At 61.5% G+C, this 13,502-nt stretch carries 9 protein-coding genes; all 9 read left to right on the top strand.

All coding sequences use genetic code 11. From position 1 onward, the window contains the following. Positions 1 to 15 precede the first annotated feature (15 nt). Complete coding sequence (locus OP10G_RS24530; RefSeq protein WP_025225650.1) at positions 16 to 963, top strand: globin domain-containing protein; 948 nt, start codon at positions 16 to 18, stop codon at positions 961 to 963. An 81-nt stretch (positions 964 to 1,044) separates the two neighbouring features. After that, on the top strand, positions 1,045 to 3,975 hold the full coding sequence (locus tag OP10G_RS24535) for an AfsR/SARP family transcriptional regulator (RefSeq protein ID WP_025225649.1): 2,931 nt from the start codon (positions 1,045 to 1,047) through the stop codon (positions 3,973 to 3,975). Between the two features lie 176 nt (positions 3,976 to 4,151). Further along, positions 4,152 to 5,111: a hypothetical protein gene (locus tag OP10G_RS11985; RefSeq protein WP_025225648.1), complete on the top strand. Its 960-nt coding sequence runs from the start codon at positions 4,152 to 4,154 to the stop codon at positions 5,109 to 5,111. 46 nt (positions 5,112 to 5,157) lie between these two features. Continuing rightward, positions 5,158 to 6,135, top strand: coding sequence for a hypothetical protein (locus OP10G_RS11990; RefSeq protein WP_025225647.1), 978 nt, complete (start codon positions 5,158 to 5,160; stop codon positions 6,133 to 6,135). A gap of 219 nt (positions 6,136 to 6,354) precedes the next feature. After that, positions 6,355 to 7,251: a ring-cleaving dioxygenase gene (locus tag OP10G_RS11995; RefSeq protein WP_025225646.1), complete on the top strand. Its 897-nt coding sequence runs from the start codon at positions 6,355 to 6,357 to the stop codon at positions 7,249 to 7,251. A gap of 40 nt (positions 7,252 to 7,291) precedes the next feature. Beyond that, complete coding sequence (locus tag OP10G_RS24540) at positions 7,292 to 8,215, top strand: TPM domain-containing protein (RefSeq protein ID WP_025225645.1); 924 nt, start codon at positions 7,292 to 7,294, stop codon at positions 8,213 to 8,215. 6 nt (positions 8,216 to 8,221) lie between these two features. Then, the gene (locus tag OP10G_RS12005; protein ID WP_025225644.1) at positions 8,222 to 9,526 is read left to right on the top strand and encodes a hypothetical protein; all 1,305 of its coding nucleotides are present in this window, start codon (positions 8,222 to 8,224) and stop codon (positions 9,524 to 9,526) included. Between the two features lie 68 nt (positions 9,527 to 9,594). Continuing rightward, positions 9,595 to 10,851: an amidohydrolase family protein gene (locus OP10G_RS12010; protein WP_025225643.1), complete on the top strand. Its 1,257-nt coding sequence runs from the start codon at positions 9,595 to 9,597 to the stop codon at positions 10,849 to 10,851. Further along, positions 10,848 to 13,484: an amidohydrolase family protein gene (locus tag OP10G_RS24545; protein WP_025225642.1), complete on the top strand. Its 2,637-nt coding sequence runs from the start codon at positions 10,848 to 10,850 to the stop codon at positions 13,482 to 13,484. Before OP10G_RS12010 ends, OP10G_RS24545 begins: the two co-directional genes overlap by 4 nt. The last annotated feature ends 18 nt before the right edge of the window (positions 13,485 to 13,502 follow it).

Here is a 13,502-nt window from a genome sequence, read left to right on the forward strand (position 1 = left end):
CGAATAGGGAAGGACGTGAAGGGGCATTTTGAGGATAAGGGGTTGGTGGGCGTTTATGATGCGGTGGGCGGCATCGAGGCGTTCAGGCGGATCTCTAAGCGGTTCCATCACAAGGTCGAATCCGACTCGAAGCTGATGGAGCTTTTCCCTAAGAACATGGTCGCCTTGGAAGAGCGGTTGGCGCTTTTCTTGACCGAACGGACCGGTGGGGAAGCGGTTTATACGGGCGCACGGGGCAAGACCAGCATGATTTGCCGGCATGCCCACCTTGCCATCGGATCGGAGGAGGCAACTCGGTGGTTGGCGCACATGAAGGCCGCACTTGAAGAGGAAGGGGTCAGCGACGCAATTTCGACCCAACTGCTGTCGAACCTGACCGAGCTCGCCGCAACGTTGGCCGATCCGCTGGTTCATTTATACGGCCTCCCCATCGCCGCCTTGCGCGAGAAACTAGAGGAAGATCCATCGCTAGCAAAGTTGAATGACCATGGCCGGAATCTGATCTGCGCGGCCGCGATCTCCTGGGATGTTCCCCGCCTTCGCTTGCTGCTGGAGTTCGGCGCCGAAATAGAAACGAGTGATACGGGCGGACACAATCCCCTCTATCGAGTTGCCAACGGTAGCGGCAACGAGGCGGACGGGCGGGCGGCGCTGGAGTTGTTGATTGCTCACGGTGCGAACGTGAATCAGGTCACCGGCGTAGGCGGCATGACTCCGCTCCACATGTCGGCCCGGCGAGGAACCGTGGCCATCGCGGAGGCCCTGTTGGAAGCGGGAGCAAATATCGAAGCCCGAGACTCGAACGGAGAGACTCCGCTGCGCCGGGCCGTGAATTGCGGAAAAGAGGACGTGGTCCGGCTTCTCGTCGCCCATGGCGCGGATCCTCTAAGCCGAGACCGCTTCGGCCGCACCGTAGTCGAGGCCGCCCGCTCCGAACGCCTTCGGAACCTTCTCCAAGGTTGAGGCTGAGATCTTGAGTGCAAAGGACTCACTAGTCCTTGACTTCCTCTTGCCGACGTCTGCGTCCGATACAATGAGGCAGACATGTCAACGACGTGGCGGATCCGGCAGTTTGGGTCCGTCGCGATCGAAGGACCGGCGTTCGACGCGGGGAGGAGCACCCTCTTTAGCACGCAACGCTCAGCGAAAATCCTCTCCCTTCTCGCCCTAGTGCGCAACGGCCAAATGCGTCGCGAGGATCTTGCCGACGCCCTGTGGCCAGATGACTTTTACGATGCGACTCGATTGCGGCTTCGAAAGGAACTTTCGCGGCTACGGCAAGCCTTAGGGCCAGCGGCAGACGCCCTCGAGGGCGATTCGGACACGATCGGCCTCAAACTCTCTGCGTTTACGACCGACCTCCAACTTCTTCGTCGGAGCCTCGAACTAACTCAAGGCGACTCTTCGAGAGAGGTTCGCCTGCGTGAAGCGGCCGAGGCGGCCGATGGCCCATTCCTTCCGGGTTGGGAAGACCCCTGGGTGGTTGCGGAGCGCCACGCCGCCGAGGGTCTGAAATGCCAAGTATTGGTGGCGCTCGCACAAATTCTCCTCGATAAAGGCAGTCCGGAGGAGGCGTTGTCGACGATCGGCTTCGTGATCGAGAACGATCCGGGCCAGGAGGCAGCGCGGCTCGTCGCGGTTCGAGCCCATGCCGCACTTGGCACTCCGGCCAGCGCGGTGACGGAGTTCCAAAGCATGAAGCGGGCCATGCGCAAACAGAACGTTGGCTCGCCTTCGGTAGAGGCGGAGGCGCTGTTCACGCAGGTTCAGGAAGGAAGTTTGAAGCCGTTCGAAACGCCGCGGCTACCCACCCTGACTGCCCCCCTCGATCGCTTTTTCGGTCGGCTCGACGAAATGGTGACGATTGCAAAGCACCTCGCTCCAGATGGGGACGGGCGGCTCATGAGCCTTGTTGGTCCTGGAGGGATGGGGAAGACACGGCTTTCCCGCGAAGCGGCCTTAGGCCTGAGCGGCGCGTATCGAGGCAACGTCGCCTTCGTCTCCCTCGCGGGTTCGCCATCGCCAGAGTCCGCGGCCGCGACGCTGCTGGCTCAATTGGGTTGGCAGGGGGCCGCGACCGCGGAGCCGGCCGCGGTCGTCGCCGCGTCGCTACCTCCAGGCCCTTGTCTCCTCGTGATGGACAACCTGGAGCACCTGATGCCCCAATCCGCTGAATTAGTGCGGCAACTCTTGGAAGCGTGCCCTTCGCTTAGAATCCTTGCCACGTCGCGGCAGTCGCTTCGCATCGCGGGCGAGCGAATCCTTGCCCTCGGGCCCCTGGGCGAAGAAGCCGGCGCCATGCTCGCGGACCTTGCTCGCTGGGAGCGTCCGGAACTTCAAAACGACCCCGACCTTGCCGAGCTCGCGCGTAGGCTGGACGGCATCCCGCTCGCTCTCCGCTTGGCGGCTCCCCGGTTGCGCCTGCTCGGGCCAAGAGCATTGCTCGAGCGCCTTGGAGATCGATTCAGGCTGCTGCAAGGCGGAGCCAACGACCTGCCAGAGCGTCATCGATCGCTTCGGGCCGCCTTCGATGGCAGCTTCGAGGCATTGGGGGACCGTGAGCGAAGGGCTCTGATTCAGATGTCCCCCTTCCGAGGCGGCTGGACCTTAAGCCAAGTCGAGCGCGTTTTGCCTCGGGACGACGCGCTGGAGGCGATGGAAGCGCTGGTAGATGCCTCGTTCGTGTCGGTCGACGATCGCGGATCGACCATGCGATTCACGATGTTAGAAACTGTGCGCGAATACGTAACGTCGCGCGAGGAGACCGGCGAAGCCCGGATCGCCTTTGTCCGAGCGATGGCGTCCGAAATCAGCGAGCTTTTGCCCGACACGCTAACTCCCCGCCGACTATCGTTGCTCGAAACTCTGGATGCCGAGTCCGACAATCTGCACCTTGCCGTCGAACTCGGGATTCAGAACGATCCGGATTCGGTGCAGAAGATTCTCTCGCGGCTATGGATCTACGACACCACCCGGGGTCGACACGCCGAGCTAGAGCGCCTCTATCGAGACTTCGACCTCGTGTGTCCCTTAACGGAACTTGATGCGGCGGCGGAATTTGGCAAGGGGATGGCTCTGGCGGGGCTCAACCGGATGCGGCAGGCGACGGAGTCGTTCGCAAAGGCCGCCAAAGACTACCAATTGAGTGGAGACTTTGCCAACGCGGCGCTCGTTGAAGCGATGCGCCTGGTCACGGCTCGCCACGTCCTGCGGACCCCCTTCGACGATGTGCTTGTCCAACTCCAGCCTCTGGCGGCGCAAGCGGGTGAGGTTCCCGCGGTCGCCGGCCGATTTGCCATGCTCGAGGGGGATCTGCTGTTTTTCGGCGGACGGCTTCAGGAGGCGGCGTCCCGAATTGACGAGGCGATCGCCATCGCCGAGGCGTTGGGGGACGAAGTGGGCTTGGTGGCCGCCGTCCACTATCGAGGCTTCGTCTCAATTGAGCTGGGCGAGCACGCCGCCACCAAGCGTTCGCTGGTACGTATTGCGCCAACCGTCGATCGTCTCAGCGACCCACGTCGGAGGGGAGTTCAGCAGGAGCTTTTAGGTAAGGCAGCGATAGGATTGGGCTTCCTCCCCGAAGCGCTCGCGAATTTCCAGCAGGCCCGTGCCGAGTGGTCGCGACTTAGGAACGCCTACCAATTGGCGGACCAAGACAACTCCATTGCGCGGACGCTGCTCGCTCTCGGCCGGGCTGACGAGGCAAAGGCGGCCGCCCACGAGGCATTCCGGGCATGGAGCTCGTACGACGATTTCCGCGGCATATCGACCTCCCTCCACACCCTGGCAGCCATTCGACTCGAACAGAGGGATCTCATCGGCGCCGGCAAGGCTCTATCCTCTGCCCGAGGGCTGGCCAAGGAGCAAGGAATCGAATTTTCCCACCTCGAATCCGCTTATCTCGACGGTCTCACCCGGCGCGTCGACTCCACTCCTGGCACGACCGACGATCTAGGAGCGCTCTTCGATAGCTAGCGGTTTAGCCGGGACTTTCGGCGCGCCCGCGGGGCTCTTGTGACGGATCGAGGCTGATTCGGTGACAAACCGATCCCGCCGCTGTGACAACCACTTGCGCCTCTGAGAAGGCCGGTGGGCCGTGCAAACATCCTCTTACTCCGGACCGATTGGGTCCACGGAAAGAGAGATTCCTTATGAACGTTTGCACTGTCGCCCGCCTTGCTTTGACCGGATTCACCGCCCTTGGCGCCCTCGGATTCGCCACCGCCCAAGCTCCTCACATGGCTCTGATTTCAGATGCGGGGGGCTCGTACAACGGGAGCGTGATTCACAAGATCAACGCCGAAACCGGGCAATACCTCGGCTCGTTCGGCGCCGGCATCCTGAAACATGCGGGGCCCCTCGCGATCCAACGCGCCGGCACCACGGTTGTGGTGGCAGACGACGATGGGCTCAAGCGATTCAGTGTCGTCAGCGGAAAATACCTTGGGCTTCTTGTACCCAAAGACAAGATCTATCCGGGAAAGGCGGCCGCAATCGGTTACGACTTCGGGGGCGGAGTCAACTTTGTCGAACAAACGGCGGCGGCTGCTTACCGAGTTCGTCGATATACCGACTTTTACGCGGACGGCCGACTCTTCTTTTTCTCGGAAATCTATCACAAAGGAACCTTTGCGAGCACCGTCTCCGTGGGACCGCGCCTGTCGTACCTCATCGAGGTTCTCCATGGCGATCTCGCCTCTACGATCGGCGATCTTTACAACATGGCTCCGACGCTCAACCAGCTCAAGATCCCGCCGATCTACTACGCCACAACCCCGCAAGCTTTTCGGGACGCCGGAGACTTTCGAGCCTGGTACGGATCGTTCCTTCGGGTGTTGCCAAGTGGTGAAATTCGGCTGGGGCAAGGCGATCTGAACGCCGGCGGGCATGTTGGCTGGCTAGGTTATGGCCGCTTCTTGGGCGCCGCCGAGTGCTCCAGCTTCAATATGGTGGCCGGCGAAGTGACGATGGCGACCGAGGTGAACCCGGTCAAGGTGAACCTCTACAACTTTATTGACCTACCGGTCATCACGCTCCAGCCGAAGGCGACGATCGAGTCCTACTTCGTCCACGGCAGCCTTTCCGGCGTCGCGACCTACCGCCAACCCTAATCGGAACGATCCGTCGTTTCAGCCCAGCTCAAGGAGACCAATTTTCATGAACTTTCGCATCGCTCTCACGTCCCTAGCCGCCTTCGCAACCTTCGCCACCGCCTTGGCCGACCCTGGCATTCTGACCCTGGTGTCCGACTCGGGTGACCTGACGGGAGTCAGCGTCATTCATCGCATCGACTCCGAAACGGGAGCGTACCAAGGTTCGATCGGCGGCCTCTACCTAAACCACGCCGGCGCGATTGCTTGCAGCACCGAGTATTACAACGTGAAAACCGTCAACAAGCGGGTTTACGTCGCTGACGACACTGGCATCAAAAACTTCAATGTCGCCACCGGCATGTACAACGGAATGATCCCTTACAACGGTCAGGGAAAGGCGATCGCGATGTGTTTCGGCACCTGCCGGGTGACCGCCGGAAACGACTATCTCTCCGACCCCGACCTCCTCGTCGTGTTCCAAACCGACGCGCTTCATTACAAGCTCCGCCGGTACGACGCCCTGACCGGAGCCCTGCTGACCGAGTCGGCGCCGGTCACCGCGCTGCTCACCGGTCCGGTTTCGATCTCATGCTCTTTGGGCGATATCGATGTTATGTATGGGGCGGGCGCAACCAGTTGCGACGATATCTTTAGCGGCAACACCGTTCATCTGACGAAGCCGGTTCTGACTTCTCATACAGCCATTTACGCGATGGATACCGGCGATTACCGGTCGTCCATGGGTCCCTTCCTGCGTGTTTTGGGGAACGGGGAGCTGAGAAGTGGCATCGGGCACTTAAACGGCGGCATCCACTTGGGCTGGCTGGCTCCGGGCAAGTACGTCGGAACGATTTCGGGAAGCGAGTTCCACCGAACCGAGGTAATAACGAACGTGAACTCGATGCTGGTAACTCTGACCGGATTCTACGCCGCCGGCAGCTACATCTCGCAAAGCACCTATCCCCTTTACGCGGCATTCAAGCACGGAACTCTGCGCGGCATCGCCCACTACGGAGATCCGAAGCTCTACAACGTCTGGTGAGAACCGGGGCTTTACGGCCTCACTAAGATTGGGGCGTCGGAGAGGCTGGGTATCAGCCTCTCCGACTCACAAATATGTCTAGGTGGACCACCGGTCGAACTACGATGACTACGCTTTCTGGGCTTCGCCGGTGAAAAGCGCGAAGGGCTTCGCGCACTCCCAAAGCGCTTCGCGCCTGAAAACCCTTTCGCGCGGTAGAACCGTAGAAGGACGTAAGCGATGCCAAACCATTCGATTCACCATGTCACGGCGGTGACCGCTCATATCGGGCAGAACCTGCAGTTCTACACCGGCGTCCTCGGCCTGAGGCTCGTCAAGAAGAGCGTAAACCAAGACGACGTCAGCGCTTATCACCTGTTCTATGCGGACGCGGTCGGTACGCCGGGGACGGACATGACGTTCTTCGATTGGCCCAGCGCGGGCTCGAATCTTCCAGGCCCCGGCACGGTGGCCCTTACCGTTTTTCGAGTGCCACAAGGCTCGCTCGATTTCTGGCACGACCGGCTCGAAGCGGCCTCCGCGTTCCCGCATCTCGGCGAGGGACATCTTCTGTTCAACGATCCAGAAGGGCAGCGGCTGGAGTTGGTTGAAGACAAGCGCTCTAGCGACGCCGTTCCGTGGACCAGCGAGGTGCCAGAAGAAAAAGCGATCCGCGGCATCCTCGGAGTAGATATCGAGAGCGCCCGGCCAGAGAGCACGGCCAAGGTGCTGACCGACATTCTGGGTTACAAGCGGCTCTCCAGCGGGTATTTCGAAACCGACGACGAAGCGGCACGAGTCCGCCTGGTCGTGTCGGGGGCCAATCGGCTGGGTCGCGTGGGCGCGGGCGGAGTGCACCACGTCGCGTTCCGCGTAAAAGACGACGAGGAGCTGCTCGCGATGCAGGCGAAGGTCGAGGCCGCCGGCATTTCCACCTCGGGCTACATCGACCGGTTCTATTTCCACTCCCTTTACTTCCGTGAGCCGGGCGGCATCCTGTTCGAGCTCGCGACGGAAGGTCCTGGTTTCGCCAGCGACGAGAGCATGGAGGAGTTGGGCAAACATCTCGCCCTCCCCCCATTCCTGGAGAATCGTCGCGACGAGATCGAGTCGGGGCTAAAGCCGCTGCCGACGTAGCGCTTCAACCTAACTCGCGGCCCCTTCGTATACTGAGTTCGTGAAGCGCATCGCAGTCTTGCTTGGGTTCCTGCTCGTCGTGGCGGCCGGTGCGCAGACATACCCGGCTCGGCCGGATGGTAGCTTCGTCGCCGACGGCGCGGGTCTCCTCAAAGAGCCGGACAAGGCGGACATCACGCTTCGCTCGCGATCCGTGCTCAAGACGACAGGAGCCCCGATCGTGGTGGCGACGGTTCCATCGCTCGCCTCCGTCGGCGCCCAGGCCATCGGCATCGAGGCATACGCTCATAAGCTTTTCGACACCTGGGGCATCGGGTCGAAGCATGCCAACCACGGAATTTTGCTGCTCGTAGCGAAAGACGATCACAAGGCGAGAATCGAGCTTGGCAAAGACTGGGAGCACCGATACGATCCGGACTCGCATCGGATTATGGTGGGGACGATCATCCCCAGGTTCAAGCAAGGCGACTACTCGGCGGGAATCCGGGATGGCGTGCGCGATCTAGATAACATGCTCCGGACTGCCGCCGCGGAGACCCCCGGGTCGGCCGCTCCGGCAATGGTGGACTACCAGGAAGGCGAGTCGAGCGACGATTCATCATCGTCGATAGGCAGTTTCGCGGCCGGGTTTGGCGGCGTGATGCTTATATTCTTTGGGATATTCGCGATTGTCTTCATCTCGGTCATCATCACCTTTGTAAACCGGATGCGGGGAATAAGTGGCCCCTTGGATTGGACCCGGCCTCGCCGCTACGGCGCCCCGTACGACTCGACGACCAACGTCTGGATCGATCCCGGTACGAACCCCGGTTATACGAACCCTTCCGACATCGGCATCGCCAGCTCCTACGATTCCTCGTCGAGCAGTTCGACTTACGATTCCAGCAGCTCCAGCTCCTCCGACTCCGGCGGCGGCTTCGACTCCGGCAGCAGCGGCGGCGGTGGCGATAGCGGTTCCTGGTAGCGGTCCATGCTCGCACCCCTTCTCGTCGCGGCGCTCTTGCTGGGGCAAGCCGCCGGAAAACCGGACCCTATGACCGAAGCGTTTCAAGCGGTACGGACCCGCGGTAGCGCGCTCCACGCCCTTAAGATCATGGAGGATCATTGGGCGGCCACCGGGAAGGACGACTTCAGCAGCCAAACGTTGGGGTGGTTCTACTCGTTCCTAGGCGAAACGCAGAAGGCGAACGAGGTCTTTCCGAAGTACCAGGATCGGAACGCCAAGCCGCCCATCGACGAGCTCGATGCCTGCCGTTCGGTCGACGCCGTGGAGGCGGTCGTCCGAGAGGCTAAGCGGCATCAGGTCCTGATGATCAACGAGATGCACCATGTGCCTCAGGTCCGCACCTTTATCCTGGCCGTCATGCGCCGCTTGCGGAGCGAGGGGTACCGCTACTACGCGGCGGAGACTTTCCAGAATTACGAGCCGCTCATCTTATCCGGTCACGCAAGGTTCGATACGGGCCGCTACACGCTGGAACCTCTTTTCGGGCAAATCGTGCGCGAAATGCTTATGGTCGGCTACCAACCGGTGGCTTACGAAAGCACGATATACGTCCCGTCCGATACCGATGCCCAGGCGATCGCCCGACGAGAAACGGAGGAGGCGCACAACCTGATCGCGAAGGTCTTTCACCGAAATCCGAGGGCGCGAGTGCTCGTTCACGCCGGAGGGAGCCATATCTACAAGGCCAGCGACTCCGTCGGCAATCGCTGGATGGCCGCTCGGCTGATCGAAGAAACCGGCCTCGACGTCTTCACGGTCGACACCGCCGACATGCGGGAAGAGTCTCCGTCGGAGAACGCTTGGGCTTCTTACGACCACGTCATGGCGAGGCACCGTCCAAAATCGCCGATCGCCTTGCGGCGTCCGGACGGAACCTATTGGACTGGCGGCTGGGCGAAGAATGCCGTCGATTTGCAGGTCTTCTTTCCGCGAACCGAGCTCGTTCATGGACGCCCGAATTGGATTACTTGGGAAACCGGTAGGCGCCTGATTCCGATTCCCTTTAAGGCTCCCGATCCCGCGCTGCGCTATCTCGCCGAGGCCTCTGTGGTGGGGGAGCCGGAAGACGCGATTCCGGTAGATCGAGTCGTCATATGGCCCGGAAAGCCAATCCCGTACCTCGCTCTGCCACCGGGCCAGTACGAGATTCGGTTCTACGACGAGGAGGGAAGGGTTGCCGCTCCTATGCGTCGATGCATTTCCGTCGACAATCGGAAACTATTGGGCGGTACACCAAAAGCGACAGAAACCGCTAAGATACGGCCATAGGCTGGGTGCGTGAGCGCCGGCCGATTCCAATTATCTGAGGGTTCATTATCTTTAGCTTCAAGCAACCATTGCTTCTGGCCGTATTCGCGGCGTCGGGAGCCTTTGCTCAATCCACTCCTTTAGCCATTACGGGAGTCAAAATCGAGATCGGCGACGGCCGCGTCATCGCTAACGGCAACATCGTCATTCAGAACGGCAAGATCGTTGCCGTCGGCGAAGGGGTCGCCATTCCCAGTGGCGCCACCACGATCGATGGAAAGGGCGTCGTCGTCTACCCTGGCTTCATCGATGCCTACACCACGGAAGGGCTGAAACTACCAAGCCCGCCCACCGGCGGCACGCCGCCGAGCAACCGCGACACCGCGCCCGCCTCAATGTGGCACGGAAACCCGAAAGGGATGCGGCCCGACATCGTCGCCTCCAAGTGTCTGGATCTGAAAGGAAAGCTGAGCGACAATTACGCCCAGGGAATCACGACTGCACTTCTCTCCGGCGGCTCCGGCTCCGTCCGCGGCATCGCGACCGTCATCGATTACATCGAAGAGGGAAGCATCCTGGTCCCCAGCGCCGCCGGGGAACTCTCCTTTCGAGGCGGGGGCGGCGGAGGAGGCGCGGCCGGCGGATACCCCGGCACCCTCTTCGGCACGGTGGCAACCCTTAGGCAGGAACTCGCCGACGCGCAGTATTACGCTGCGCAAAAGTCGCCGAAGAAAGACGATGGGCTCGAGAACCTTCGCCCGCTCGTGGCTGGCCGGATTCCAGCCCTCTTCGCGGTAAGCACCGCCCGAGAGATCAGCCGAGCCGCGCGCATCGCCGACGAATTCAACCTCCGCTTCATCGTCACCGGTGGCGGCGAGGCATACCGAAGCATCGATCTTCTGAAGAAGAAGAATGCCGCGGTAATCCTTTCGCCCGACCTCGGCTACGAGCCGAGCGTTAAGGTGGAAGATGCTCCGGACGCAACCCCGCAAGAAGTCTTGGACGAGCGGCACGCCACCTGGGTGGAGAAGACCCACAACGCTAAGGCCCTGTCCGAGGCCGGCATCCCCATCGCCTTCTCCACCGGCGGATCGGGCCTCGGCGACTTCCTGGCCAACGTCCGCAAAACGATCGGCGCCGGTCTCCCCCGCGAAGCCGCGCTGAAAGCGCTCACCTCCGACTCCGCCAAGATCCTCGGGATTTCCGATCGAGTCGGCACCATCGAAGTGGGCAAGCTGGCCAACCTCGTCATCATGACCGGCGACTTTGCCGACGAAAAGAGCCAGGTCTCCTCGGTTCTCGTGGAAGGGAAGAAGTTCGACCTCAAGAAGGGAGGCAAGAAATGAGCATCCAACGAATGATCGGTCTCCTGTTCGTCGTCCCTGCCCTCGCGGCCGCCCAAACGAGCCCTCCGACCAAGTTCCCGGTCGAAACGAACACCATGCGAAAGTCGCTGCCCAAAACCGGCGGCGATGTGTTCATCAAGAACGGCAAACTCCTCACGGCGTCGCACGGCACCCTCGAGGGAACGAGCATCCTCGTCCGCCACGGCAAGATCGCGTCCATCGGCAAAGACCTCGTCGCTCCGGAAGGGATAACCGTGATCGACGCCACCGGAAAGGTCGTCTCGCCCGGCATCGTTGATGCGCACGTCCACCGAGGAATCGACTCCACCAACGAGGGGACCGACGCCATCGTAGGCGAGGTCCGGATTCTGGACGTCCTTAACCCCGACGCCAAGACGATCTGGCAAGCCGCCGCCAGCGGAGAGACCACCGGCATGATCCTGCACGGCAGCGCCAACCCGATCGGCGGGCAGAGTCAGGTCATCAAGTTCAAGTACGGCCGCTCCGTGGACGACATCCTCTTCCCCGGCGCGCCCAGGATGATTAAGTTCGCCCTGGGTGAGAACGTCACCCGCTCCGGCAATCAGCAATCGACCCGCTTCCCGCACACCCGCCTCGGCGTCGAAGCGGTCTACCGCCGCGCCTTCACCCAGGCGCGCGACTACATGAAGAAGTGGGACGCCTACGACGCCGCTCGATTGACTGATCGAAACGCCGTCGCGCCTCAGCGCGACCTCCGGCTGGAGACGTTGGCCGATATTCTTCGCCGAAAGATCTGGGTTCAGTGTCACTCGTACCGCGCCTCCGAGATCCTGATGATGGTGCGCCTCAGCCAGGAATTCGGATTCAAGATCGGCGCGATGCAACACGCCCTGGAGTCGTACAAGATCGCTCCCGAGCTTGCGAAGGCAGGGGTCGGCGTCTCGATTTTCGAAGACGACTGGGCCGGAAAGCTGGAGCTGTACGACTGCATCCCCTACGCCGCCGCCATCCTCACCAAGGCGGGCGCCAACGTTTCCATCAACACTGACGGCGTCTCCGGCACCACTGCGCTGATTCTGGACGCGGCCAAAACGATGCGGTATGGCGGCCTCACGGAGGACCAGGCGCTTCGCCTCGTCACGATGAATCCGGCCAGGGAACTCGGCGTCGATACCCGCGTCGGCAGCTTGGACATCGGCAAAGATGCCGATATCGTGGTGTGGGATGGCCACCCGCTCAGCACTTACTCGCGGGTGAATACCACGCTGATCGATGGCGAAGTCTTCTTTCAGCGTCGCGACGCATTCGGGGTCGACAAGTCTTCGATCACCAAAACAAAGCTCGATCCGTTCACGTACGTTGCCAGCCCGGCCGTGCCCAAGTTAGGCAACGTCTATGCCATCGTAGGCGCCACGATCCATCCGGTGCTCGGCCCCACGATCTCGAACGGCATCGTGTTGCTCGAGGACGGGAAGATCAAGGCGGTTGGGAACCAGGTCATGGTTCCTAAGAACGCGATCGTGGTCGACGCCCGAAAGATGCACGTCTATCCGGGGTTCATCGATGCCGGTACGACAATCGGTCTCTCGGAGTTCGGGCAAGTGGGCCAGGCGAGCGATGCGCGCGAGTTCGGCACCAACCAGCCCGACCTCGTCGCCCTAACCGCCGTCCAATCCTGGAGCGAGCATTTGGCGACCACGCGTTGCGTGGGAGTTACGTCGGTCTTCACCTGCCCCCGGGGCGGCACCGTGTCGGGACAGGGCTCCGTCATCAACACGGCCGGTTGGACGAACGAGTTGATGGGCGTCAAACCCAAAGCCGCCCTCTGCCTCAACTGGCCGGGTGGTGGCGGCGGATTTAGCGACGTCGATATCGACACCGTTGGCGACAACGACGGAGACGGCTCCGGTTCGGACAAGAACGACAATATGGGCGGAGGCGGTCAAGGGTTCGGAGGCGGTGGCGACGGCACCACGTCGGACGACATCAAGACTTACTTCGACAAGGCGGTCAAGTACGGGAAGGCCCACGACGTCGCGGACCTCTCGTTGGAGGCGATGCAGCCTTACATTAGCGGTCAGCTCCCGGTCTTCATCCGAGTACGCGACCGCGCGGGAATCATCGCGGTGGTCGAGTTCGTGAAGAAATATAAACTGAAGGCGGTCGTCGTCGACGCGCCGGAATCCTGGAAAGAGGCCAAGCTGCTGGCCGATAACCACATTCCAGTCATCCTCTCCGCCGCCGGCAAGACGACGTTGAGCGCCAATACGACGACCAACGACTGGGACCCGTACGACACGCCCTACGCCACTCCGGCTCTCCTGAAGCGAGCGGGCGTCAAGTTCTGCTTCATGAGCGACAGCTACGCGGACGCGAAGAACCTCCCCGAACGGGTCGGTGAATCGTGCGCCTACGGCCTCTCGCGCGAAGACGCGGTTCGCGCTCTAACCCTCTCCGCCGCCGAGATCCTCGGTGTTTCCGACAAACTCGGCAGCATCACCCCAGGCAAGACCGGAAACCTCGTCATCACCGACGGCGATCCGTTCGAGATGACAAGCAACATCCGCTATGTCTTCGTCGATGGCAAGCCAGTCAGGCTGGAAAGTAAATTCACGCGACTCCGCGATATGTACCTTCAGCGAGTGCAGTAGCGACCGATCCGCCTTAGC

It is taken from the genome of Fimbriimonas ginsengisoli Gsoil 348, assembly GCF_000724625.1.
In the GTDB taxonomy this organism is placed as follows: Bacteria; Armatimonadota; Fimbriimonadia; order Fimbriimonadales; family Fimbriimonadaceae; genus Fimbriimonas; species Fimbriimonas ginsengisoli.